This is a genomic window from Streptomyces sp. NPDC052012 (assembly GCF_040689265.1).
Lineage (GTDB): Bacteria > Actinomycetota > Actinomycetes > Streptomycetales > Streptomycetaceae > Streptomyces.
Genome location: NZ_JBFAXA010000006.1, coordinates 261,334 through 285,373, shown reverse-complemented (window position 1 = coordinate 285,373; position 24,040 = coordinate 261,334). Strand labels below are relative to the sequence as shown.

The window sequence follows — 24,040 nt, the reverse complement described above, 5'->3', positions numbered from 1 at the left end:
TGCGCAGCGCAACCAGTTGCCTCCTGCGCTGACTCTGTGAGCCGCCTCACGACCGCGTTTGCCCCGACCGAAAGAGGGGAGGCGCGGCCCCGGAGCGATGCCGTTACGCATTCAACTGCTCGGCGGCGCTCCTTCCATGCCGTCGAGACAAGAGGTACGCGTGTCAGCCAGGCTTGAGGCCGAGCATCTGTACAAGGTGTTCGGCAGACGACCGGACCAGGCGGTCGAACGACTGCGCACGGAACAGGCCGACCGGGAGGAGCTGCGCGCCGACGGCACCACCGCCGCCGTCATCGACGCCTCCTTCACCGTGGAACCCGGCGAGATCTTCGTCGTGATGGGCCTGTCCGGTTCCGGCAAGTCCACCTTGCTGCGCATGCTGAACGGCCTGCTGGAGCCGACCGCCGGGCATGTGCGCTTCGCCGGCCAGGACCTGACCGCACTCACCGACCGGCAGTTGCGCGAGGTCCGCTCCAAGAAGATCAGCATGGTCTTCCAGCACTTCGCGCTCTTCCCGCACCGCAGCGTCCGCGAGAACGCCGCCTACGGACTGGAAGTGCAGGGCGTGCCCCGCGCCGAGCGCGAACGCCGCGCCGACGAGGCGCTCGCCCTGTGTGGCCTGGCTGGCTGGGAGAAGTCGTGGCCGGACGAGCTGTCCGGCGGCATGCAGCAGCGCGTCGGCCTCGCCCGCGCGCTCGCCACCGACGCCGACCTGCTGCTGATGGACGAGTCCTTCAGCGCGCTCGACCCGCTGATCCGCCGCGACATGCAGGACCAGCTGCTCGAACTGCAGAAGACCCTGAAGAAGACCATCGTCTTCATCACCCACGACCTCAACGAGGCCATGCGCCTCGGCGACCGCATCGCGGTGATGCGCGACGGCCGCATCGTGCAGATCGGCACCGCGCAGGACATCCTCATACGTCCCGCCAACGACTACGTCGCCTCCTTCACCCAGGACGTCGACCGCTCCCGCGTGCTGACCGCCGGTTCCGTCATGGACACCGAGGTCAGCGGGGACGAGGCCGACTGCGGCTGCGAGACCGCCACGCCGCAGACGCCGTTCACCGAACTGTGCGCGATCAGCGCCCGCGTACCGCACCCGGTGGCGGTGCTCGACGCCGAGCGGACCCTGGTCGGGGTCGTGCCCCGGCAGCGGCTCGTCGGCTTCCTCGGCGACGAGGAGGCCGCCCCGGGCGAGTGCGACACCCCGCGGGACAAGGGCGGCGAGAAGGTGATGGCCCGTGCCTAGGATTCCGCTCGGCGACTGGGTCAACAGCACGGTCGACTGGCTGCTCGACCACGTGGACTGGCTCTTCACCTTCTTCAAGAACGTCTTCACCGGCGCCTACGACGGCATCAACGCCGTCCTGCAGGCGCCCGAGCCGCTGCTCCTCGTCGGCATCTTCGCGGTGATCGCCTTCTGGCTGCGCGGCACCCTCGCCGGTGTCCTCACCTTCGCGGGCTTCGCCTTCATCGTCTCCCTCGATCTGTGGGAGAACGCGATGATCACGCTGTCGCTGGTGCTGGTCGCCACGCTCATCGCGCTGATCATCTCGGTGCCCGTGGGCATCTGGGCGGCCCGCTCCGACCGGGTCAGCAGCCTGGTGCGGCCGGTGCTGGACTTCATGCAGACGCTGCCCGCGATGATCTACCTCATCCCGGCGATCCTGTTCTTCGGCACCGGCGCCTCCGCGGGCATCGTCGCCACCCTGATCTTCGCGCTCGCCCCCGGCGTGCGCATGACCGAGCTGGGCATCCGCCAGGTCGACAAGGAACTGGTCGAGGCCGCCGAGGCCTTCGGCACCACCCCCCGCAACACCCTGCTGCGCGTCCAGCTGCCGCTGGCGCTGCCCACGGTGATGGCGGGCGTCAACCAGGTCATCATGCTCGGCCTGTCCATGGCCGCGATCGCCGGCATGGTCGGCACCGGCGGCCTCGGCGGCGACGTCAACGAGGCCATCGGCCAGCTCAACGTCGGCCTCGGCTCCGAGGCCGGTATCGCCATCGTGATCCTGGCGATCTACCTGGACCGCATGACCAGCGCCCTGGGCACCCAGGTCTCCCCGCTGGGCCGCCGCGCCGCCGCCAAGGCCCGCGCCGCTGCCGGGGGCCTGAAGATCTGGTCCTACCGGCCCCGTCCGCAGGTCGCCGTGATCGGCGTGGTGGTCCTCGCCCTCGTGGCCGGCGGCATGAGCGTGTTCGGCGGCGCCGGCGACTCCGAGAACGTCGCCGACGGCAAGAACGTCGGCCAGGGCAAGAAAGTCACCCTCGGCTACGTGCCGTGGGACGAGGGCGTCGCCTCCACCTTCCTGTGGAAGGAGATCCTCGAACAGCGCGGCTACGAGGTCGAGGCCAAGCAGTTCGACGCCGGACCGCTCTACACCTCCCTCGCGCAGGGCGACATCGACGTCGTCACCAACTCCTGGCTGCCGACCACCCACGAGCAGTACTGGAAGAAGTACGGCAGCCGGCTCGACGACCTCGGCTCCTGGTACGACGAGACCTCCCTGGAGCTGACCGTCCCGGCGTACATGAAGGACGTCGACTCCCTCGCCGACCTCAAGGGCAAGGCCGGCCGCTTCGGCGGCAAGATCACCGGCATCGAGTCCAGCGCCGGTGAGATGGCCCTGCTCAAGAGCAAGGTGCTCAAGGAGTACGGCCTCGACAAGGAGTACCAGGTCGTCGACAGCTCCACCCCCGCGATGCTGGCCGAGCTGAAGCGGGCCATCAGCAAGAAGGAGCCGATCGTCGTCACGCTCTGGTCGCCGCACTGGGCGTACAACGACTACGAGCTGAAGAAGCTGAAGGACCCCGAGGGCGCCTGGGGCGAGGGCGACGGCGTGCACACCCTGTCCCGCAAGGGCTTCGCCGGCGACGACCCGACCGCCGCGAAGTGGCTCAAGGACTTCACGCTCACCGAGAAGCAGCTCACCAGCCTCGAGGCCGAGATCAACAAGGCCGGCAAGGGCAAGCAGCAGGACGCCGTCCGCACCTGGCTGAAGGACAACCCGGGCCTCGTCGACAAGCTCGCCCCGGTCGAGTCCGGCGGCGCGACCCCGGCCGAGGCGAAGCGGCCGCTGGACGTGGCCTGGTTCCCCTGGGACGAGGACATCGCCGTCACCTACCTGTGGAAGAACGTCCTGGAGCGGCGCGGCTACAAGCTGAATCTGAAGCAGATGGACGTCGGCCCGGTCTACACCGGCCTCGCCTCCGGCGATCTCGACCTGAACTTCGACGCCTGGCTGCCGCACGCCCAGAAGAACTACTGGGAGAAGAGCAAGGACAACCTGACCGACCTGGGCACCTGGTACCAGCCGACCTCGCTGGAGATCGCCGTGCCGAGCTACGTCAAGGACGTCAGGTCCATGGAGGACCTCAAGGGCAAGGCCGACCTCTTCGGCGGGAAGATCATCGGCATCGAGCCGGGCACCGGCCAGATGAACCTGCTCAAGACCAAGGTCCTGCCCGGCTACGGCCTGGACGACGAGTACGAGGTCGTCGACGGCTCCACCCCGGCGATGCTGGCCGAGCTCAAGCGCGCCCTGGCTCAGAAGAAGCCGGTAGCCGTCACCCTGTGGTCGCCGCACTGGGCGTACGCCGAGTACGAGCTGACCAAGCTGAAGGACGGCAAGAAGCTCTGGGGCGAGAACAACACGATCCACACGATCGCCGCCAAGAAGTTCCCGGAGCAGTACCCGCAGCTCACGAAGTGGATCAAGAACTTCACCATGAGCGAGGAGGAGCTGGCCACTCTGGAGGCGGAGATCAAGAACCGCGGCCAGGGCAAGGAGGAGGAAGCGGTGGCCGCCTGGCTGGAGGAGCATCCCGAGGTCGCGGAGCGGATGACCGCCTCGTAACCGCGTACCGCCTGCCGACCGCCCCGGGGGCGGGCCGGACCCCGCACCTGACGGCGCGGCCCGGCCCGCCCCCGGTCATGTCCGTCTCCCCGTGACCTTCCGCCGTCCCCGGGCAACAATGGCGAGAACACCCCGTTCCGCGCGCACAAGCCGGCCAAGGCGTGAAACGGTTTGCCGAACCTGCGTAGGGTGCAGACAACTCATCAACGGCACTGCGCCGGGCATCGGGGCACGAGGCGCGCGACGATGGGTGAAGGAGGGCCGAGCGATGGGCGACCACAAGGAACAGCCCTTGCGCGTGGGCGCGGCCGTACGGCGGCGGCGACGCGCGCTGGACCTCACCCTCGCCATCGTGGCCGAGCGCAGCGGCCTGTCGGTGCCGTTCCTCAGCCAGATCGAGAACGAACGGGCGCGGCCCAGCCGCAGCTCCCTGGAGAAGGTCGCCGACGCCCTGCGCACCACGGCCGTCGAGCTGCTCGCCGCCGCCGACCCGGCGTGCAGCGTGGACGTCGTCCGCGCCGACGGCAGCGAGCCGATGCTCGAACCGCGCGTGCGGTCCCTGGTGCGCGGCCACCATCAGATGCACGCCTCCGAGTTCACCGGCGACCATGACGCCGGCCGCGAACTGCAGTTCCGCAACGACCAGTTGATGTACGTGGCGGACGGTGCCGTGGAGATCGAGGCGGAGGGCCGCGCCTACCGCCTGGGCCGCGGCGACACCCTGTATCTCACCGGCGGGGTCCGGCACCGGTGGCGGGCGACCGTCCCGGAGACCCGGCTGGTCGTCGTCGCCGTCGCCGAGCACATCGAGGCGCTCCGGGACAACAAGCGGCGCCGATGAGTCCGCCGCGCGTCGTCTCCCTCGTCCCGTCGCTCACCGAGGCCGTCGCGGTGTCCGCTCCCGGCGCCCTGGTCGCGGCCACCGACTGGTGCACGCATCCGGCCGGCCTGGACGTGGTACGCGTCGGCGGCACGAAGAACCCGAAGGTGGACCGCATCGCCGGCCTCGCCCCCGACCTGGTGATCGCCAACGAGGAGGAGAACCGCGCGCCCGACCTCGACGCCCTGCGCGCGGCGGGCGTCGAGGTGCTGGTGACGGAGGTGCGGACGCTGCCGCAGGCCCTCCGCGAACTGGACCGGGTCCTGGCGGCGTGCGGCGTCGGCACCCGCCCCCGGTGGCTGGACCAGGCCGAGGCGGCCTGGCAGGCGGTGCGGCCGCCCGAGCGGCGCCGGACGGCGGTCGTGCCGATCTGGCGCCGCCCCTGGATGGTGCTGGGCCGCGACACCTTCGCCGGCGATCTGCTGGCCCGGCTCGGCGTCGACCACCTCTACGCCGGTCACCCGGAGCGCTACCCGCGCGTCCCCCTCGACGAGCTCCGCTCGGCGGCCCCGGACCTGGTGGTGCTCCCGGACGAGCCGTACCGCTTCACCGCCCACGACGGCCCCGAGGCCTTCCCGGGTCTGCCCTGCGCCCTGGTCGACGGCCGCTGCCTCACCTGGTACGGGCCGTCGCTGGCCGAGGCTCCGACGGCGCTGGAGCGGGCCCTGCGAGCAGCGCACCGCTGAGCAGCCCCCGCGCGGTGTGCCAGGCGGCGACGGCCCAGGCGGCGGCCAGCACCGCGTACAGCGCGAGCGTCAGCCCGTCGTAGGCGACCAGCCCGGTCTGCCGGGCCAGGGCCTCCGCGCCGGTGACGCAGGTGCCGACCGGGAAGGTGAACGACCACCACGTCATCGCGAACCGCATGCCGTGCCGCCGGGCCCGGACGACAAGGGCGGCGGCCAGGCACAGCCACAGCAGCGCGAAGCCCATGACCGGGACTCCGTACAGCACGGCGAACAGGCGGAATCCCTCGTCGTACGGCTGCGGCACCACCCCCGGGGCCACCTGCGCGAACGCGCCGACGGCGGTCGTGGACTGGCCCAGCGGTCCCAGCACCAGGAACAGCGTCGGCGTGAGGGCGAGGGGGAGCGGGCCGCCGGTGAGCAGGCGGGCGAAGACCAGCGGAAGCATCACGAGGGTCGCGAGGAGACTCAGCCCGAACAGCGCGAAACAGGCCAGCAGCAGCGTCTCGCGGGGCTGCCCCGCCGGCAGATGCGGCACCAGGTGCGGCCCGAGGGCGGCGGACACCATCGGCGCGACCAGCGGCAGCAGCCACGTCGGCGCCGCCTGCTCCGGGGCGACCCGGTGGCGTACGGCCATGAGGTACGGCACGGCCACGGCCGCCGCGAGACCGATGACCGTACCGGCGGTGAACAGCACGGCGTCGAGGGCGACGGCCGGACCCGTGCCGATCCAGTCACGCCCCACGCTCAGCGCGCCCCCGCCCACGGCCAGCAGCGCCATGGACAGACAGCCGTAGAACGGGGCCACGGCCGGGTCCAGCAGATGGGCGCGGGCCTGGTCGCGATGGTGGACCCAGTGCAGGGCGCGGGCCACGAGGAGGACGAGGAGGAGCAGGGCCGACGAGGCCCAGACCGCGGTGAGGGCGGGGCGCAGCCCCGGCACGTGCAGCGGGAGCGCGGCGCCGGCGCTCGCGACGACGGCGGTGCCCATGACGCAGGCGTACCAGTTGGGTCCGAGGTGACGGACGGCCATGGCACGCGGGGGCCGCGCGGTGGCACGGGGGAGCGGGGGCAGAGGGTGGGCGGCGGTGACCATGGACATACGGTCGTATCAGCAGGTGGCCGGAGCCAGGGAGTATGTCTCTATGACGACATAAGCTGGGCTTATGAGCAACACGGACGAGCATCCTGTCCACCGGCCGCCGACCGCCGGGGCCCTGGCCCACCGAGTGCCGGACCTCGGGGCACTGGAGCTGCTGCTCGCGGTGGCCCGGCTCGGGAGCCTGGGCGGTGCGGCGCGGGAGCTGGGCATCACCCAGCCCGCGGCCAGCAGCCGCATCCGGTCGATGGAGCGGCAGCTCGGAGTGGCGCTGGTCGACCGCTCACCGCGGGGATCGCGGCTGACCGACGCGGGGGCGCTGGTGACCGACTGGGCCCGGCGGATCGTCGAGGCGGCCGAGGCCTTCGACGCGGGCGCGCAGGCGCTGCGCGACCGCCGGGACTCGCGGCTGACGGTCGCGGCGAGCATGACCATCGCCGAGTACCTGCTGCCCGGCTGGCTGCTGGCGCTGCGCGCGCAGCGGCCGGACACGGCGGTGTCCCTGCTCGCGGGCAACTCGGCGGCGGTGGCGGAGCGGCTGCTGTCCGGTGCGGCGGACGTCGGCTTCGTGGAGGGGCTGACGGTGCCGTCCGGACTGGACTCGGCGGTGATCGCCCACGACCGGCTGATCGTGGTGGCGGCACCCGGCCATCCCTGGGCGCGGCGCAGGCGTCCGCTCGCCGGGGAGGAACTGGCCACGACGCCGCTGATCCTGCGCGAGAAGGGCTCCGGGACACGCCAGGTGCTGGACGCGGCGCTGGGCGGGCTGGCGCGGCCGCTGATCGAGCTGTCCTCCACCACCGCGGTCAAGGCGGCGGCGGTCGGCGGCGCGGGGCCGGCGGTGCTCAGCGAACTGGCCGTGGGCGAGGAGCTGGCGATGCGCCGTCTCGTGCGTATCCCGGTGCAGGGCATCGCCCTCGCCCGCGACCTGCGCGCCGTGTGGCCGACGGGCCACCGGCCGACCGGCCCGGCCCGGGACCTGCTGTCGCTGACGCGGGGGTGAGGGGTTCGGTCGGTGCGGTGGTCAGGGGCCCGGCCGGTTCGGCACCGCCTGGCCGCGCCGTGGGGGCTGGGCGCCCTTGCGGCGGGAACAGGGGGGCGACGACGTCAGGGTGTGCCGGCCGGGTTGTCGTCAAGGACCGGTCAGTCGGTCGCCGTCGCGGCGATCAGTGACTGCACCACCCTGAGGTCCTCGCCCATCTCCGGGTGCCACTGGACGCCCAGCGTCCAGGGGGCCGTCGGCAGTTCGACGGCCTCCACCGTGCCGTCCTCCGCGTGGGCCGACGGGATCAGGCCGGTGCCGAGGCGGTCCACCGACTGGTGGTGGTAGGTGGGGACCTCCGTCTCCTCCGGGACGATCGACGCGTACCGCGTGCCCGGCACCGGCTTGACCGGGTGGCGGCCGAAGACGCCCGGTGTCTCCGCGTGGCCGTCGATGTGCTGGACGAGGGTGCCGCCCAGGGCGACGTTCAGCAGCTGCATGCCCCGGCAGATGCCGAGCAGCGGGACCTCGCGCTCCAGGGCGGCCCGGATCAGGGCGAGTTCCCAGGCGTCCCGCGCCCGCGCGGGCGGCCCCGTGCGGGGATGCGGCTCGGCGCCGTAGTGGACCGGTTCGACGTCCGGGCCGCCCGCGATCACCAGGGCGTCCAGCCGGGCCACGGTCGCCGCGGCTCGTTCCGGCGCGTCCGGCGGCAGCATCGCGGCCAGTCCGCCCGCCCGCTGCACGAGCCGCGGGTACCCGACGGGCAGCAGCGCGGCGTCCAGCTGCCACACGCCCCAGCGCACCCCGGACTCCGCGTACGTACTGATGCCGATCAGCGGCCCGGCCACCATGCTCGACCCCTCCATGGTTCTCGTTCAGTCCCGTGACAACTCTGCCTCGGCCGCCGCCAGCGCCGCGAACTCCTCCTCCGGCGCCTTCGCCACCAGGTGCTTGCGGCTGTACAGGCCGAAGTACGCCAGCGCCACGAGGTACACGGCCAGCGCGATGAACGCCGCCGTCACGTCCACCAGGAACGTCGCCACCAGCGCCGCGCAGGACAGCACCAGCGCGACCGACGAGGTCCACACACCGCCCGGCGTCCGGTACGGCCGCGGCAGCTCCGGCTCGCGGCGGCGCAGCACGATGTGGGACAGCGACATCAGCGCGTACGAGATCGTCGCGCCGAAGACCGCGACGTTCAGCATGCGCGCCCCGTTGCCCGTGCCCGCGGCCAGCGCGAAACCGATCGCGCCGGGCACCAGCAGGCCGAGGTACGGCGCCTTGCGGCTGCTGGTGAGCGACAGGAACCTCGGCAGATAGCCCGCCCGGGACAGCGCGAACAGCTGGCGCGAACCGGCGTAGATCAGCGAGAAGAACGACGCGACCAGGCCCGCCAGGCCCGCGTAGTTGACGATCCGGCTCAGCGTGGTCGCCTCGCCGTCCGGCTGGAGCGCCTCCACCAGCGGATTCCCGGCGTCCTGCACGGCCGCCGACCCCCGGGCCCCCGCCGCCGCGACGAAGGTCACCACGGCCAGCACCACGAGGATGCCCATCGACCAGCGGATCGCCCTCGGCAGCGTACGGGCCGGCTCCTTGGTCTCCTCGGCGGCCAGCGGCACGCCCTCCACGCCCAGGAAGAACCACATGCCGAACGGGAACGCCGCCCAGATGCCGAGCAGCCCCATCGGCAGCCAGGAACTCGCCCCGAACGCCGAGGAGTCCACCGGGATGTCGTCCAGCGAGGAGGCGTCGAACTCGGGCAGCGCGCCGAGGGCGAACACGATCAGCGCGGCCACCGCGATGCCGGTGACCACGAAGCTGAAGCGCAGCGCCTCGCCGACGCCCCACAGATGGATCCCGATGAAGATCACGAAGCAGGCCAGGTACACCGGCCAGCCGGACTCCAGGCCGAACAGGCCCAGCGACTCGACGTAGTCGCCGATGAAGATGGAGATCGCGGCGGGCGCGAGGACGTACTCGATCAGGATGGCCGTGCCCGTGAGGAACCCGCCCCACGGGCCGAGCGCGCGGCGTGCGAAACCGTAGCCGCCGCCCGCGGTGGGCAGGATCGAGGACAGTTCGGCGAGGGCGAAGACCATGCACGTGTACATGGCGCCCATGAGGACCATGGCGATCGCCAGGCCGCCGAAGCCGCCCTCGGCCAGGCCGAAGTTCCAGCCCGAGTAGTCGCCGGAGACGACGTAGGCGACGCCGAGTCCGGTCAGCAGCAGCCATCCGGCGCTGCCCCGGCGCAGTTTTCTGCGCTCCAGGTAGTCGTCCGGTTCGGTGGTGGATTCACGAGAGGTGGACGGAAGGCTCACGGGGCGACTCCCCAGGGGGCGGTGGCGGTGACGAGGGCAATGGAACGGATCCAGACCTTTGTGGGCCCATACCTTCGTGGGCTCAGTGGCCGGAACGCAAGACCCGTGCGTTAAGCCGCCGTAAACCCTGCCCGGGGGCGCGGCCCCGCACGCCGCGCACACACGTCCGGCGGGGCCCTCAGGTGAGGAAGCCCCGCAGCAGCGCCGCCGTGCCCTCGCAGTGCTCGCGCATCACCTCGCGCGCCCCCTCCGTGTCGCCCTCCAGAACCGCCTCGACCAGCGCGGTGTGCTGCCGCTGGGAGTGCTCCAGGTTGCGCACCAGCAGCGGGATGCAGTCCAGCAGGTCGTTCACTGTGGCCCGCACCGCCGCGTACTGGGCGGTGAGCGTGGGGGAGCCGCACAGCTCGGCCAGGGTGAGGTGGAACAGCGTGTCCAGGCGCCGGTAGTCCGCCAGCGGGGCGTCCTGTGTGCCGGCCAGCGCCTCGCGCAGCCGCGCCGCCTGCTCGTCCGACAGACCGTGGGACGCGCACAGACCCGCCGCGCCCACCTCCAGCACCTCCCGGAAGCGCAGCACGTCCTCGATGTCGACCTCGGCGATCCGCCGCCGCAGTTCGTCCTCGCCCGTGTCCGTGGGCCGGGGCAGCACGAAGGTCCCCCCGTACCGTCCGCGCCGGGACTCCACCAGCCCCTGGTCCTGGAGCACCTTCAGCACCTCGCGCAGCGTCACCCGGCTGATCCCCAGCCGGTCCGCCAGCTCCCGCTCGGCCGGCAGCCGCTCCCCGCCGGGCACCAGCCCCAGGCGCACCACCTGGAGGATCTGCTCCAGCGCCTCCTCGAAGCCGTTGCCCGCCCGCACCGGCCGCAGCACCGGCGCGAGCCGGTCCCCGAGTCCCCCGGCGACTTCCCCGGTCATCTGGCCGTGCCCCCTTCCCAAGCAATGGTTCTCGGCAATACCTTATGGCTCCCGGCCGGTCGACGACGACCGGAACAGCTCGTACTGCTCATGGAGCTCGTAGCAGCCCGAGGAGGCCCTCCCGTGGCAGACCGCACACCACCGCTCGGCGTCGAGGAGCTGCACGCCCTCGTCGCCGGCGGTGAGATCGACACTGTCGTCCTGGCCTTTCCCGACATGCAAGGGCGACTGCAGGGCAAGCGGTTCGCCGCGCGCTTCTTCCTGGACGAGGTCCTCCGGCACGGCACCGAGGGCTGCAACTACCTGCTCGCGGTCGACGCCGACATGAACACCGTCGACGGCTACGCGATGTCGTCCTGGAACAACGGCTACGGCGACTTCGCCATGCACCCCGACCTCAGCACCCTGCGCCGCGTGCCCTGGAACGAGGGCACCGCCCTGGTCGTCGCCGACCTCGCCTGGGCCGACGGCTCCCCGGTCGTCGCCGCACCCCGCCAGATCCTGCGCCGCCAGCTGGAGCGCCTCGCCGAACTCGGCCTCACCGCCCAGGTCGGCACGGAACTGGAGTTCATCGTCTTCAAGGACACCTACGAACAGGCCTGGGACGCCGGCTACCGCGGCCTCACCCCGGCCAACCAGTACAACGTCGACTACTCCGTCCTCGGCACCGGACGCATCGAGCCCCTGCTGCGCCGCATCCGCAACGAGATGGCCGGAGCCGGCCTCACCGTGGAGTCGGCCAAGGGCGAGTGCAACCCCGGCCAGCACGAGATCGCGTTCCGCTACGACGAGGCCCTGGTCACCTGCGACCAGCACGCGATCTACAAGACCGGCGCCAAGGAGATCGCCGCCCAGGAGGGCGTGTCCCTCACCTTCATGGCCAAGTACAACGAGCGGGAGGGCAACTCCTGCCACATCCACCTCTCGCTCGCGGACGCCGACGGCACCAACGCGATGTGCGGCGCCGAGGGCGGCATGTCCGACCTCATGCGGCACTTCCTCGCCGGACAACTCGTCGCCCTGCGCGAGTTCTCCCTCCTCTACGCGCCGAACATCAACTCCTACAAGCGGTTCCAGCCGGGCTCCTTCGCCCCGACCGCCGTCGCCTGGGGCCACGACAACCGCACCTGCGCACTGCGCGTCGTCGGCCACGGCCGCTCCCTGCGGTTCGAGAACCGGCTCCCCGGCGGCGACGTCAACCCGCACCTCGCCGTGGCCGGCATGGTCGCGGCCGGGCTGCACGGCATCGAGCAGAAGCTGGAACTGCCCGAGCCCTGCCCCGGCAACGCCTACACCGCCGGCTTCGAGCACGTCCCCACCACGCTGCGCGAGGCCGCCGAGCTGTGGGAGACCAGTGCCGTCGCCAAGGCCGCCTTCGGCGACGAGGTCGTCGCCCACTACCGCAACATGGCGCGCGTCGAGCTGGACGCCTTCGACGCCGCGGTGACCGACTGGGAGCTGCGCCGCTCCTTCGAACGGATGTGAGACACCCCGTGACCGACACCCTCGAGGTACTCAACCCCGCCACCGAAGAGGTCGTCGCCACCGTTCCCGCCGCCGGCACGGCCGACGTGGACGCCGCCGTCGTACGCGCCACCAAGGCCCAGTCCGCGTGGGCCGCCCTGGCACCCGGCGACCGTGCCCGGCAGCTGCGCCGCTTCGCGGTCAAGGTCGACGAACACCTCGAAGAGCTCGCCCGACTGGAGGTCCGCGAGGCCGGCCACACCCTCGGCAACGCCCGCTGGGAGGCGGGGAACGTCCGCGACCTGCTGGACTACGCGGCCGGGGGAGTGGAACGCCTGACCGGACGCCAGATCCCCGTCCCCGGCGGCCTGGACGTGACGATCCTCGAACCGCTGGGCGTCGTCGGCGTGATCGCCCCCTGGAACTTCCCCATGCCCATCGCGGCCTGGGGCACCGCTCCCGCGCTCGCCGCCGGGAACGCGGTGATCCTCAAGCCCGCCGAGACCACCCCGCTCACCGCGCTGCGGCTGGCGGAGCTGGCCCTGGAGGCCGGCCTGCCCGAAGGGCTGTTCCAGGTGCTGCCGGGCCACGGCCCCGTCGCCGGCAACGCACTCGTGGAGCACCCCGGTGTCGCGAAGATCGTCTTCACCGGCTCCACGGCCGTCGGCAAGCAGGTGCTGGCCAAGGGCTCGGCGCTGCTCAAGCGCGTCACCCTCGAACTCGGCGGCAAGAGCCCCAACATCGTCTTCGCCGACGCCGACTTGGAGGCCGCCGCAGCCGCCGCCCCCATGTCCTTCCTCGACAACGCCGGCCAGGACTGCTGCGCCCGCACCCGCATCCTGGTCCAGCGCTCCGTCCACGACCGCTTCCTCGACCTGCTCGCCCCCGCGATCGAAGCCGTCCTGGTCGGCGACCCGGCCGACGAGAAGACGCAGATGGGCCCGCTGATCTCCCGCACCCAGCTCGACCGGGTCCGCTCCTGTGTCACCGACGACCTCGACGGGATCCGCGGCAAGGCCCCCGAGGGCCCCGGCTTCTGGTTCCCGCCCACCGTCCTCACCGGCGTCGACCCGCAGGCGCGCGTGGCCGTCGAGGAGGTCTTCGGCCCCGTCGCCGTCGTCCTCCCCTTCGACGACGAGGCCGACGCCGTACGCCTCGCCAACGCCACCGACTACGGGCTGTCCGGCTCCATCTGGACCCGTGACGTCGGCCGCGCCCTGCGCGTCTCCCAGGCCGTTCGCGCCGGGAACCTGTCCGTCAACTCCCACTCCAGCGTCCGCTACTGGACCCCCTTCGGCGGATTCAAGCAGTCCGGCATCGGCCGCGAACTGGGCCCGGACGCCCTGGCCGCCTTCACCGAGACCAAGAACGTCTTCATCAGCACCGAGAGCACGGAGGGCCCCGCACAGTGACCGAACAGACTGTCTGCCGCCGCCTGGTCGGCCGCACCGCCGTCGTCACCGGAGCCGGCAGCGGCATCGGCCTCGCCGCCGCCCGCCGGCTCGCCTCCGAGGGCGCCCACGTCGTCTGCGGCGACGTGGACGAGGCCCGCGGCAAGGCCGCCGCCGAGGAGACCGGCGGGATCTACGTCAACGTGGACGTCACCGACCCCGAGCAGGTCGAAGCGCTGTTCAAGACGGCGTACGACACCTACGGCAGCGTCGACATCGCCTTCAACAACGCCGGGATCTCGCCCCCCGACGACGACTCCATCCTCGAGACCGGCCTGGAGGCGTGGAAGCGCGTCCAGGAGGTCAACCTCACCTCCGTCTACCTGTGCTGCAAGGCCGCCATCCCCTACATGCGGCGCCAGGGCAAGGGCTCCATCATCAACACCGCGTCCTTCGTGGCCCGGATGGGAGCGGCCACCAGCCAGATCTCCTACACCGCGTCCAAGGGCGGCGTCCTCGCCATGTCCCGCGAACTCGGCGTGCAGTTCGCCCGCGAGGGCATCCGCGTCAACGCGCTGTGCCCCGGCCCGGTCAACACCCCGCTGCTGCAGGAACTGTTCGCCAAGGACCCCGAGCGCGCCGCCCGCCGGCTCGTGCACATCCCGCTCGGCCGGTTCGCCGAGGCCGAGGAGATCGCCGCCGCCGTCGCCTTCCTGGCCAGCGACGACTCGTCCTTCGTCAACGCCACCGACTTCCTCGTCGACGGCGGAATCTCGGGGGCCTATGTCACACCGCTGTAGACCGCGTCCTACAGTGCCGGGATGAGCATGACGCCTCCGCCCGGCTGGTACCGCGACCCCAAGGCCCCGCACCTGGAGCGCTGGTGGGACGGCACGGCCTGGACCGAGCACCGCCGCGCCCCCGAGGCCCCCGGCGGGCCGGTGCCCCCCACCCCGGGCGGCACCGGCCGCGCCAGGGCGGTCGCCCTGACCACCGCGGGCGCCGTGCTCGTCGCCGCGATCGTCACCGGCGCGGTGTTCCTCGGCGGGGACGACGGCGAACCCCGGGCGCGGACCGGCGCCACGGCCACCGCGTCCGACCCGGCACCGGGCGGCGCCCCCACGCCGGCCGGCGAGACCCCGTCCCCCTCCCCGACCCCGTCCGGGCCGTCGGCCGACGACCCGGCGGTGGTCGAGGACCCGCTCAACGGCATCACGTTCCCGCTGCTCGACGGCTGGGTCCGCCCGCAGCACGTCACCGACGAGGACATCGTGATGACCACCGACGGCACCTACGACTGCCCCGGCGACGGCTCCCTGTGCCGCCACGGCCTCGTCATCTCCCGCACGATCACCGGAACCGACGAGAAGTCGCCCGAGGCGCTCGCCAAGGAGGACATCTCCGACGCGGCCGACGACGCGTTCGACCGCGACAGCATCGGCCAACGCCCCTACGGCGGCCTCGAGTCCCACCACCTGGTCAAGTCCGGGCCGGTCGCGGTGGCGGGCCGCGCCGGGTACTTCGTGCGCTGGCGGGTCACCACCGCCAAGGGACCCGGCGGCTATGTGCAGTCGCTGGTCTTCCCCTCCAGCGTGGGCACCGAGTCACCCGTCGTGGTGCGGTACGTCTTCGAGGCGGGCGAGGATGGCCCGCCGCTGGCCGACATGGACCGCATCACCAAGGGCATCCGCTCGATCACCGACACCGACTCGGGCGGCGGGGTGGGCAGCAGCATCGGCCCGACGGACTGACGGTCACAGGAAGGTCTGCCCCTCGCCGCGGTACGTCGGCACCGCCGCCGTCACCGTGTCCCCCTCGACGAGGTGCAGCACCTCGAACCGCTCGCACAGCTCGCCCGCCTTGGCGTGCCGGAACCACACCTTGTCGCCGATCAGCAGATCGTCGGCGGGCGATCCCAGAAGCGGCGTCTGCACCTCACCGGCCGCCTCCTGAGCGTCGTAACGCAGCCCCTCGGGCAGATACGGCACCGGCAGCCGGTCGGCGCCGGGCGCGCCGGAGGCCGGATACCCGCCGCCGAGCACCGTCACCACACCCACCCCCGGCCTGCGGACGACGGGCAGCGAGAACAGGGCGGCCGGCCGGCCCGTGAACGACGTGTAGTTGTCGAACAGCCGCGGCACGTACAGCCCCGACCCGGCGGCGATCTCCGTCACCGCGTCCTCCGCGGCGGTGTGCTGCACACTGCCCGTGCCGCCGCCGTTGACGAACTCCAGGTCCGGCACGACCGAGCGCACCGCCCGCACCGCCGCCGCACGCCGTTCGGCCAGCTCGCGCCGGGCCGCGGCCTGCATCAGCCGCACCGCCCGGGACCGCAGCGGCCGGCCCGGCACCGCGTCGCCGACACCGGCGACATGACCCTCGTACGCCATGATCCCGACGAGCCGGAACCCCGGCCGCCGGGCCACGGCGCGCGCCACGTCGGCGAGCCGCGCGGGGGAGTGCAGCGGCGACCGCAGGGCCCCCACCCGCACCCGCCCGCCGAACAGCTTCAGGGACGTGTCCAACTCCAGGCACACCCGCACGACTTCGGTCCCACCGCGTGACGCGTCGATGAGGTCCAGCTGCGCCGGGTCGTCGACCATCACCGTGACGGCGGCGGCGAGCTTGGGGTCAGCCGTGAGCTCCGCGTACCCGGCGCGGTCGGCGGAGGGATAGGCCAGCAGCACGTCGTCGAACCCGGAACGGGCCAGCCACAGCGACTCGGCGAGCGTGAACGACATGATCCCCGCGAACCCGTCCCGGGCGAGGACCCGTTCGAGCAGGGCACGACAGCGTACGGACTTGCTCGCGACCCGGATCGGCTTCCCGCCGGCCCGGCGGACCAGATCGTCCGCGTTGGCGTCGAAGGCGGCCAGATCCACGATCGCGAGCGGGGCGTCGAGATGGGCGGTGGCCTGGTCGTAACGGGCCCGGTCGGAGGCGCGCGCAGTCATGAACGCAGCCTGCCAGACACGATTACCGCAGGGTAGGGGGACGTTCCGGGCAGATGCCGCCGCCATGCGGACTGGTTCCCGTTCGAGCGGCGCCACGCCGTAGAGTGACGCGCACGCAGGGCGGCCCCCCACCGGACGCGCAACCACGCCGGGATGAGGGACCGCCGGTGCGGGTATCTGTGCGACGAGGAAACGGGGGGTGCATGAGCACGGAAGCCCAGCGCGCTCCTTACCCCCCGCGCCCGACGACCCCACCGCCCCCGCCGGGCGCGGGCGACACGGCCACCGGGCCGTCCCGGGACGACCGCCACCCGTCGCCGCAGCCCGCCCACCACTCCGAACGCACACCCGCGAACGCCCCCGACCAGGGCGGGATCCCGGGCACACGCGAGTCCGCGGCCGGTACCGCGAACCGCTTCGAGCCCGCGAGCCGGACGCCGGCAGACGACGGCCCCGCGACCGCGGACGACGGCCGCACGCCGGATGACGGCGGAGCAGCGCCAGACACCACCACCCCGCACCACTCCAGCACCGCCTCCGACACCGGCCTGCCCGCGTCGGCCGCCGCCTCTGGCGGTGACGCGCCGCGTTCCGGTGCCGCCTCCAGCGTGGACGGGCTGGGCACGGGTGCTGGTTCCGGGGGTGACGGGCCGGGTCGGAGTGCTGCGTTCGCGGGGGACGCGCCCCGGTCCGGTGCCGCCTTCGGCGCCGGAATGCCCGGCTCGGGCGCTGCCTTCAGGGGCGAAGTGACGGGGGCCGCGCGGTCGCGGGCGCCGCGGTTTCCGAGTTTCGGTGCGGCCGTGCCGCCCGGTACCGATCCCATGGCACCGCCCCCACCGCGGGCCTCCGCGCGCTTCCCCGACTCGCCGCCGACCGTCGGCCGGGGGATTCGGACCGGGGCCCTGCCGTCCCAGCCGAACCACCGCCCCGGCGCGGACCGCGCGGACGCCCCCGTGCAGACCCCGTCGGAGACGACCGCCCGCCTGCGCCCGATCCCGGCGGAGCGGAGCCCCGAGCCGAGCGAGGGGCCGCGGACCTCCGAGGACACCCGGCGCACGCCGGATCCCGCGGGCACGCTGCCCGTGCCGCCGCCGGACACGTCCCGTGCGGACACGTCGGCCGGCTCGGCGGGGTGGGGTTCGCCCGGCGATCAGGTGTCGCCCGATCGACCGCATGCGCCCGGCCCGGTCCGCCGTCCCTCCGTACCGCCCCCCGCCACGCCCCGTTCCGGCGTTTCCGGGTCCGGAACCGCGGCCTTCGCCGCCGCGCCCCCGGCCGCCGGGCCCGACGCAACCTCCCGCGCGGCCGGCGCCTACTCCCTGCCCGACCCCGCCCTCTCCTGGAATGCCGCCCCTGCGCCGGGAAGCACGGCCTACGGAGAGGCCGAGCGGCACCAGCGTCAGGCGTGGCCGCGCGTGACCGTGCCACGGGGGCGGGGGCAGGCCGTCGCCGCCGCCGTGTGTCTCGTGCTCGGGGCCGGGCTCATCGGCGGTGCCGTCACCGGGAGCTGGCTGGCCGGGGACTCCGGTGAGCCGGGGCAGCGCCGTGGCTTCGCCGCCGGGCGGAGCCTCTGGCACAGCGTGCCCGTCGATCAGCTGTTCCCGCCGACCGTCCAGGGAAGCGGCGCCGGACCCGGCGACGCCGACCGGACCTGGACGCGCATAGCCGTGGCCCCGGACAGCGGCTGCAAGGGCGCCTTCGACCCCCTGCTGCGCAAGGTCCTCGCCCCCGTCGGCTGCGAACGCCTGCTGCGCGCCACCTACACCGACGCCACCCAGAGCCATGTCACCACCGTCGGTCTGCTGTTCACCAAGGCCGACCCGGCCGGCATGACCTCCCTCGCCCGCCGGTTCGACCGGGAGCGCCTGGACCGGCGTACCGACCTCATGCCCCTGCCGTACGCCGCGAAGGACACCGCGGCCGAGAGCTTCGGGAAGCGGCAGCGCGCCGCCTGGGCGATCTCCGTGCTCACCGACGCCCCCGTCGTCGTCTACGCCGTCTCCGGCTGGGCCGACGGCCGCAGCGTCGACACCCCGCAGCCCGCCGCGGACGCCCTGGAGTCCGGCGCGACCACCGCCCCCGCCCAGTCCGGGCTCGGTCACGAGGCACAGGGCCTCGCCGACCGTGTCGAACGCGGACTGCGCAAGACCGTCGGCACGGCGGACCGGGAGCGTGCGTCATGAGCCCGTCCACTCCCCGCCGCGGCCGCGCGGCGCGCGCCGGCCTCGGCGTCGCGCTCGCCGCGACCCTCGCGCTCCTGCCCGCCACCGCCGCCCACGCCGACGGCATACGCGCCCGGCAGTGGGCCCTGGACGCCCTGCACACCGAGCAGGTGTGGCGGACCACGAAGGGCGAGGGCGTCACCGTCGCCGTCCTCGACACCGGGGTCGACGCCGACCACCCCGACCTCGCCGGGAACGTCCTCACCGGCAAGGACCTCGTCGGCTTCGGCGCCGAACCCGGCGACCGCGCCTGGGCCCGGCACGGCACCGCCATGGCCGGCATCATCGCCGGTCACGGACACGGCGCCGGAAACGCCGACGGCGTCATGGGCGTCGCCCCCGCGGCGAAGATCCTCCCCGTCCGCGTGATCCTGGAGGACCGCGACCCGTCCCGCGCGAAGGCGCGCGACACCCGCGGCAACGCCCTCGCCGAGGGCATCCGCTGGGCCGCCGACCACGGCGCCGACGTCATCAACCTCTCCCTCGGCGACGACTCCGCCTCCGCCCACCCCGAGGCCGGTGAGGACGAGGCCATCCAGTACGCCCTGCGCAAGGGCGTCTCCGTGGTCGCCTCCGCGGGCAACGGTGGCGAGAAGGGCGACCACGTCTCCTACCCGGCCGCCTACCCCGGCGTCATCGCCGCCACCGCCGTCGACCGCTACGGCACCCGCGCCTCCTTCTCCACCCGCCGCTGGTACGCCACGGTCAGCGCCCCGGGCGTCGACGTGATCATCGCCGACCCGGACCGCAAGTACTACGAGGGCTGGGGCACCAGCGCCGCCGCGGCGTTCGTCTCCGGCGCCGTCGCCCTGGTCAGGTCGGCCCACCCGGACCTGAGCCCCGCCCAGGTCAAACGCCTCCTGGAGGACACCGCCCGCAACGCCCCCGCCGACGGCCGCGACGACTCCCGGGGCTTCGGCTTCATCGACCCGGCCGCCGCGATCGAGGCGGCGGCCCGCCTGAAGCCGGAGGGCCTCAGGCCCGCGGCCCACGGCGACAAGTACTTCGGCCCCGGGCCGGACGCCACTGCCTCCGACGACAGCACGGCCGACTGGGCGGCCCCCCTCGCGGGCAGCGCCGGCGGCGTCCTGCTGGTCGCCGCGGTGGTCCTGTGGCGCGGCCGGCGCACGAGGGGCGAGGACGTCTAGAGGGCCTCCGGGTTCCTTTCGGGAGGCCCCCGCCCCGCCCCGGCTCGCCCATTTGGCTGCGGTCGCCGCGCACACGCCGGCCTCCCGCGCTGTCGTGGACACGGACAGCCCGAGACCGGCCCCCGGTGGGCTTCGGAGACTCGGCCGAGTACAGCCAGAAGGACGGACCATGCCCCTGCCGCGCATCCGTGGACTCATATCAGCCCACCGACGTCGTACCGCCCTCCTCACCGCCCTGGTGACCGGATCGACGGTACTGGCCGGGCCCGACCTCGCATCGGCCGGAGGTGCTCCCACGCCCTCCAGCGCCGCCGCCCCCCGGCTGGACTGGAGGCAGTGCGTCCCGGGCAGTGACTTCGACTGCGCGACCGCCGAGATGCCGCTGGACCACGGCGATCCGGACGGGCGCACCCTCGACCTGGCGGTGATCAGGCGGAAGGCGACCGACCCCGGCCGGCGCATCGGCACCCTCTTCTTCAACCCCGGGGGCCCCGGCGGCCCCGGAACGGTGCAGATGCCGCAGAACTACGCGTACTTCCCCCGCGAGGTGCGGGAGCGGTTCGACATCGTCAGCTGGGACCCCCGCGGGATCGGCAGCAGCACCGCCGTGAACTGCTTCGCGAACCCCGAGGAAGCCGCCGAGTGGAACGCGGGCAAAGCGGCGAACTTCCCGGTGGGCGAGGCGGAGCGGAGGGTCTTCCTCGCCGCGTACAAGGATCTGACCCGGCGCTGTGAGCAGCGCGCCCCCGAACTCCTGCGGCATGTCTCGACCGCCGACACCGCCCGCGACCTCGATCGACTCCGCCAGGCCGTGGGTGATCCGCAACTCACCTACCTGGGGATCTCCTACGGCACCATCCTGGGCGCCACCTACGCCAACCTGTTCCCCGGCAAGGTCCGCGCCATGGTCCTCGACGGCGACTGGGACCCGCAGGCCTGGACGAACCACGCCTCCGACGAGGACCCCCCGCTCACGAGCTTCCTGCGTCTGGGCGCGGACCGCGGCGCGCAGGACACACTGGAGCAGTTCCTCACCCTGTGCGGGGCCGCCCCCACCGACCGCTGCGCCTTCTCCGCCGGCACCGCCGAGGCGACCCGGGACAAGTTCGACCGGCTGATGCGGCGGCTCCGGAAGGATCCCGTGGACGGGTGGACCTACGCCGCCACCGTCGGCGCCGTCGTGAACGGCCTGTACGTGGTACATCCCGGGTGGACCGATCTCGCCCGCACCCTGCAGGACCTGTGGCAGGGCCGCGCACCCGAGCCGTCGCCGCTCCCGCCCGGACCGGCGGTCCCGGACCCGAATCCGTACCTGGGCGAGGAGCAGGCCACCTCGGTGCTCTGCGGTGACAGCCCCAATCCGCGGGACCCCGACGCCTACCACGCCCTCGCGGAGACCACCGCCGCCCGCACCGGCGACACCGGACGCCACTGGACCTGGGCCTCGGTGGCATGCGCCACCTGGCCGGTCGCCGCCCACCGCTACCGGGGCCCGTGGAACAAGCCGACGGACCACCCCGTCCTGGTGATCGGCAACACCCACGACCCCGCCACCCCCCTCTCGGCCGCGCGGGCCATGGCCGGCGAACTGGCCGACGCCCGGCTGCTCACCAACGACGGGTACGGGCACACCGCCCTGCTCAACCCCAGCAGCTGCGTCCAGAACAACGAGAGCCGTTACCTCGTCGACGGCATCCTCCCTCCGCCCGGAACCACCTGCCGGCAGGACCGGGCCCCCTTCGCCACCCCCAGGCCGACCGGCGGCATCGCCACCGGCGGGGGCGGGACGGCCGACACCGTCAGCTGACCGGACGGCGCCGCCGCGGAACGGCCGGCCGGTGGTGAGGCCGGAGCACCGCCACCGCCACCTGCGGGGTCGCCCTCGGGCGTCGCCGTCCGTCGACCTCGCCACCGGCTCCGAGCCCGCCGCGGGTGGCCGATAGGGTCGGTGACGTGGCGAACAAGAACATCCCCGACCCCGGCTTCCGCGACGACGACGGCTCCGCCGACCCCCGGCTGAGCGCCGCGCTCGCCGCCTGGGCCGAGGACCGCAGCGCCGTCGGGCCCGTCCTCGAGGCACTCGAGGGAGCCCGGCTGCTCGTCCCGGTCGTGGCACTGCTCGGCGAGGTGGAGGAGGACGAGAACGGGATGCGCCGCGAGAAGACCAGCGACATGGCCGTCCCCACCCTGAAGGCCGGCCATCGCACCGCGCTCCCCGCCTTCACCTCCACGGACTCCCTCGCCCGCTGGGACCCGGCGGCCCGCCCCGTCGCCGTGCCGCTGCACCAGGCCCTGCAGGCCGCCGCGCACGAGAAGGCGGACACCGTCGTCCTCGACCTCGCCGGCCCCGTGCCCTTCGAGCTGACCGGGCCCGCGCTGCTCGCGCTCGCCGAGGGACGCACGACCACCGACCCGCTCGCCGACCCCGCGGTCACCGAGGCCGTGCGCGCGGTCGTCGCCGCCGAACCCGCCGTGCTGCGCGCCCACCTCGGACCGGGCCAGGCCGACGGCACCCTGGCCCTCGTCCTCGACCCGGCCGCGCCCGCCGCCGAGACGGCCCGCGCCGTGGCGCAGCGGCTCGCCGCCGACGAAACACTCAGGGCCCGCCTGGTGCGCGGCCTCGACCTGGCAGTCCTGCCGGCCGGGACCACCCCACCGGGCGAGCCCCTGTACGTGAAGGGTTGACTCGGGCCGCGCTCAGCCGCCGTAGACCGGGCCCGTGTACTTCTCGCCCGGGCCCTGGCCGGGCTCGTCCGGGACGAGGGACGCCTCGCGGAAGGCCAGCTGGAGCGACTTCAGGCCGTCCCGCAGCGGGGCCGCGTGGAAGGAGCTGATCTCGGTCGCGCTGCCGTCGAGCAGACCGGCCAGGGCGTGGATCAGCTTGCGTGCCTCGTCCAGGTCCTTGAACTTGTCGCCCTCCTCGGTCAGACCGAGCTTCACCGCGGCGGCGCTCATCAGGTTGACGGCGACCGTCACGATCACCTCGACCGCCGGTACCTCGGCGATGTCGCGGGCCATGGCGTCGAAGTCGGGATTCGCCGAGGATTCAGCAGGGGTCTCACTCATGCCCCATACCCTAGGCCCCGCAGCCGCCGGGCTCCGCCGCGGGGCGCTGCGCACGCCGGGTCCGTCGCGCGCACTTCCCCGAGGGTCGTGCACAAGTCCTGGCGGTGTACTATGGACAGCGACCGGCCGGACGCGTATGTGCCCGGCCCACAAGTGGAGGCTTTCGAACTCCCACCTGGCCACCCTCACGGGCGGCGGGTCACCGGTCAGGCGGCGCCGTCCCGGCGACAGTGCTCCGCCCGAAAGCGCGCCCCGTGATCGACGCGGCGGTGCTCCGGTAGTTCGAGGAGCCCCGCCTGTGATCGTCCGGGGCATTTTTTCTGCGCCGGCGCGGTTAGGTCTAACGAACACACACGTTACGCGGCTGTCCGCCAGACCGTCGCGTGGTGCTACCGAGGAGGATCCATCAGCGCCGAGCCCCGCATCAACGACCGGATTCGCGTTCCCGAGGTGCGACTTGTCGGTCCCAGTGGCGAGCAGGTGGGCATCGTCCCCCTGGCCAAGGCACTGGAGCTTGCGCAGGAGTACGACCTGGACCTGGTCGAGGTCGCGGCGAACGCCCGTCCGCCCGTGTGCAAGCTCATGGACTACGGGAAGTTCAAGTACGAGTCGGCCATGAAGGCCCGTGAGGCGCGCAAGAACCAGGCGCACACGGTCATCAAGGAGATGAAGCTCCGGCCGAAGATCGACCCGCACGACTACGACACCAAGAAGGGTCACGTCGTCCGGTTCCTCAAGCAGGGCGACAAGGTCAAGATCACGATCATGTTCCGTGGTCGCGAGCAGTCCCGGCCGGAGCTCGGCTACCGGCTGCTGCAGCGTCTCGCGGAGGATGTCCAGGACCTCGGGTTCGTCGAGTCGAACCCGAAGCAGGACGGCCGCAACATGATCATGGTCCTCGGTCCGCACAAGAAGAAGACCGAGGCGATGGCCGAGGCCCGCCAGGCACAGGAGGCCCGCAAGGCTTCCGCGAAGGCCAACCCCGGCCGCTCGCAGAACCCTGCGGACGCCGAGGCTTCCGCCGAGGAGCCCGCCGAGGCGTGATCCCGGGGACCGC

20 protein-coding genes are annotated in these 24,040 nt (G+C 73.1%); 14 read left to right on the top strand and 6 right to left on the bottom strand.

From position 1 onward, the window contains the following. Positions 1–160: 160 nt before the first annotated feature. The 4 genes from AB0412_RS14635 (at position 161) to AB0412_RS14620 (ending at position 5,426) form a co-directional block, all read left to right on the top strand. Complete coding sequence (locus AB0412_RS14635) at positions 161–1,252, top strand: betaine/proline/choline family ABC transporter ATP-binding protein (RefSeq protein WP_366402911.1); 1,092 nt, start codon at positions 161–163, stop codon at positions 1,250–1,252. After that, positions 1,245–3,860, top strand: coding sequence for an ABC transporter permease/substrate binding protein (locus AB0412_RS14630; protein WP_366402910.1), 2,616 nt, complete (start codon positions 1,245–1,247; stop codon positions 3,858–3,860). Before AB0412_RS14635 ends, AB0412_RS14630 begins: the two co-directional genes overlap by 8 nt. A 268-nt stretch (positions 3,861–4,128) precedes the next feature. Further along, positions 4,129–4,701, top strand: a complete 573-nt coding sequence (locus AB0412_RS14625; protein WP_366402909.1) for an XRE family transcriptional regulator — start codon at positions 4,129–4,131, stop codon at positions 4,699–4,701. Next, positions 4,698–5,426 carry a helical backbone metal receptor gene (locus tag AB0412_RS14620; protein WP_366402908.1) on the top strand — a complete coding sequence of 243 codons (729 nt, stop codon included), beginning with the start codon at positions 4,698–4,700 and terminating at the stop codon, positions 5,424–5,426. Before AB0412_RS14625 ends, AB0412_RS14620 begins: the two co-directional genes overlap by 4 nt. Here the strand turns inward: AB0412_RS14620 and AB0412_RS14615 are convergent. Next, positions 5,353–6,519 (bottom strand): TDT family transporter, encoded by a 1,167-nt coding sequence (locus tag AB0412_RS14615; RefSeq protein WP_366402907.1) that lies wholly within the window; start codon positions 6,517–6,519, stop codon positions 5,353–5,355. The two genes, AB0412_RS14620 and AB0412_RS14615, sit on opposite strands and share 74 nt — an antisense overlap. 70 nt (positions 6,520–6,589) lie before the next feature. Here AB0412_RS14615 and AB0412_RS14610 point away from each other — a divergent pair, with 70 nt between their 5' ends. After that, positions 6,590–7,525, top strand: coding sequence for a LysR family transcriptional regulator (locus AB0412_RS14610; protein ID WP_366402906.1), 936 nt, complete (start codon positions 6,590–6,592; stop codon positions 7,523–7,525). 140 nt (positions 7,526–7,665) lie between these two features. On the opposite strand, the gene AB0412_RS14605 is transcribed toward AB0412_RS14610, so the two are convergent. The 3 genes from AB0412_RS14605 to AB0412_RS14595 form a co-directional block, all read right to left on the bottom strand. Then, a complete protein-coding gene (locus AB0412_RS14605) occupies positions 7,666–8,355 on the bottom strand; it encodes a gamma-glutamyl-gamma-aminobutyrate hydrolase family protein (protein WP_366402905.1) in 690 nt (229 codons plus the stop codon). A gap of 24 nt (positions 8,356–8,379) precedes the next feature. After that, on the bottom strand, positions 8,380–9,825 hold the full coding sequence (gene eat / locus AB0412_RS14600) for an ethanolamine permease (protein WP_366402904.1): 1,446 nt from the start codon (positions 9,823–9,825) through the stop codon (positions 8,380–8,382). Between the two features lie 178 nt (positions 9,826–10,003). Then, complete coding sequence (locus AB0412_RS14595; protein WP_366402903.1) at positions 10,004–10,738, bottom strand: FCD domain-containing protein; 735 nt, start codon at positions 10,736–10,738, stop codon at positions 10,004–10,006. 123 nt (positions 10,739–10,861) lie between these two features. Between AB0412_RS14595 and AB0412_RS14590 the strand changes: the two genes are divergently transcribed. The 4 genes from AB0412_RS14590 to AB0412_RS14575 are packed head-to-tail and all read left to right on the top strand — an operon-like array spanning position 10,862 to position 15,344. After that, positions 10,862–12,223, top strand: a complete 1,362-nt coding sequence (locus tag AB0412_RS14590) for a glutamine synthetase family protein (RefSeq protein WP_366402902.1) — start codon at positions 10,862–10,864, stop codon at positions 12,221–12,223. An 8-nt stretch (positions 12,224–12,231) separates the two neighbouring features. Then, entirely contained in the window at positions 12,232–13,614 is a 1,383-nt protein-coding gene (locus AB0412_RS14585; RefSeq protein WP_366402901.1) for an aldehyde dehydrogenase family protein, read from the top strand. Continuing rightward, complete coding sequence (locus AB0412_RS14580) at positions 13,611–14,393, top strand: 3-oxoacyl-ACP reductase (protein ID WP_366402900.1); 783 nt, start codon at positions 13,611–13,613, stop codon at positions 14,391–14,393. The genes AB0412_RS14585 and AB0412_RS14580 overlap by 4 nt, the downstream gene beginning before the upstream one ends. Before the next feature lie 27 nt (positions 14,394–14,420). After that, a complete protein-coding gene (locus AB0412_RS14575) occupies positions 14,421–15,344 on the top strand; it encodes a DUF2510 domain-containing protein (RefSeq protein ID WP_366402940.1) in 924 nt (307 codons plus the stop codon). 3 nt (positions 15,345–15,347) lie between these two features. On the opposite strand, the gene AB0412_RS14570 is transcribed toward AB0412_RS14575, so the two are convergent. Further along, on the bottom strand, positions 15,348–16,547 hold the full coding sequence (locus AB0412_RS14570; RefSeq protein WP_366402899.1) for an amino acid deaminase/aldolase: 1,200 nt from the start codon (positions 16,545–16,547) through the stop codon (positions 15,348–15,350). A gap of 821 nt (positions 16,548–17,368) precedes the next feature. Here AB0412_RS14570 and AB0412_RS14565 point away from each other — a divergent pair. From AB0412_RS14565 to AB0412_RS14550, 4 genes are all read left to right on the top strand, one after another. Continuing rightward, positions 17,369–18,730, top strand: a complete 1,362-nt coding sequence (locus tag AB0412_RS14565; protein ID WP_366402898.1) for a hypothetical protein — start codon at positions 17,369–17,371, stop codon at positions 18,728–18,730. Next, the gene (mycP, locus tag AB0412_RS14560) at positions 18,727–19,917 is read left to right on the top strand and encodes a type VII secretion-associated serine protease mycosin (protein WP_366402897.1); all 1,191 of its coding nucleotides are present in this window, start codon (positions 18,727–18,729) and stop codon (positions 19,915–19,917) included. Before AB0412_RS14565 ends, mycP begins: the two co-directional genes overlap by 4 nt. 169 nt (positions 19,918–20,086) lie before the next feature. Then, the gene (locus AB0412_RS14555; protein ID WP_366402896.1) at positions 20,087–21,724 is read left to right on the top strand and encodes an alpha/beta fold hydrolase; all 1,638 of its coding nucleotides are present in this window, start codon (positions 20,087–20,089) and stop codon (positions 21,722–21,724) included. 146 nt (positions 21,725–21,870) lie between these two features. After that, a complete protein-coding gene (locus tag AB0412_RS14550) occupies positions 21,871–22,602 on the top strand; it encodes an SseB family protein (RefSeq protein ID WP_366402895.1) in 732 nt (243 codons plus the stop codon). A gap of 12 nt (positions 22,603–22,614) precedes the next feature. On the opposite strand, the gene AB0412_RS14545 is transcribed toward AB0412_RS14550, so the two are convergent. After that, the gene (locus AB0412_RS14545) at positions 22,615–22,983 is read right to left on the bottom strand and encodes a DUF1844 domain-containing protein (protein ID WP_366402894.1); all 369 of its coding nucleotides are present in this window, start codon (positions 22,981–22,983) and stop codon (positions 22,615–22,617) included. A gap of 405 nt (positions 22,984–23,388) precedes the next feature. Between AB0412_RS14545 and infC the strand changes: the two genes are divergently transcribed. Continuing rightward, positions 23,389–24,027 carry a translation initiation factor IF-3 gene (gene infC / locus AB0412_RS14540; RefSeq protein WP_260828117.1) on the top strand — a complete coding sequence of 213 codons (639 nt, stop codon included), beginning with the start codon at positions 23,389–23,391 and terminating at the stop codon, positions 24,025–24,027. The last annotated feature ends 13 nt before the right edge of the window (positions 24,028–24,040 follow it).

Coding starts and splice junctions, on each gene's coding strand:
- AB0412_RS14625 (WP_366402909.1), top strand. CDS start 4,129: ATGGGCGACCACAAGGAACAGCCCTTGCGCGTGGGCGCGGCCGTACGG.
- AB0412_RS14620 (WP_366402908.1), top strand. CDS start 4,698: ATGAGTCCGCCGCGCGTCGTCTCCCTCGTCCCGTCGCTCACCGAGGCC.
- AB0412_RS14615 (WP_366402907.1), bottom strand. CDS start 6,519: ATGGTCACCGCCGCCCACCCTCTGCCCCCGCTCCCCCGTGCCACCGCG.
- AB0412_RS14610 (WP_366402906.1), top strand. CDS start 6,590: ATGAGCAACACGGACGAGCATCCTGTCCACCGGCCGCCGACCGCCGGG.
- AB0412_RS14605 (WP_366402905.1), bottom strand. CDS start 8,355: ATGGTGGCCGGGCCGCTGATCGGCATCAGTACGTACGCGGAGTCCGGG.
- AB0412_RS14595 (WP_366402903.1), bottom strand. CDS start 10,738: ATGACCGGGGAAGTCGCCGGGGGACTCGGGGACCGGCTCGCGCCGGTG.
- AB0412_RS14575 (WP_366402940.1), top strand. CDS start 14,421: ATGACGCCTCCGCCCGGCTGGTACCGCGACCCCAAGGCCCCGCACCTG.
- AB0412_RS14570 (WP_366402899.1), bottom strand. CDS start 16,547: ATGACTGCGCGCGCCTCCGACCGGGCCCGTTACGACCAGGCCACCGCC.
- AB0412_RS14565 (WP_366402898.1), top strand. CDS start 17,369: ATGGCACCGCCCCCACCGCGGGCCTCCGCGCGCTTCCCCGACTCGCCG.
- mycP (WP_366402897.1), top strand. CDS start 18,727: ATGAGCCCGTCCACTCCCCGCCGCGGCCGCGCGGCGCGCGCCGGCCTC.
- AB0412_RS14555 (WP_366402896.1), top strand. CDS start 20,087: ATGCCCCTGCCGCGCATCCGTGGACTCATATCAGCCCACCGACGTCGT.
- AB0412_RS14545 (WP_366402894.1), bottom strand. CDS start 22,983: ATGAGTGAGACCCCTGCTGAATCCTCGGCGAATCCCGACTTCGACGCC.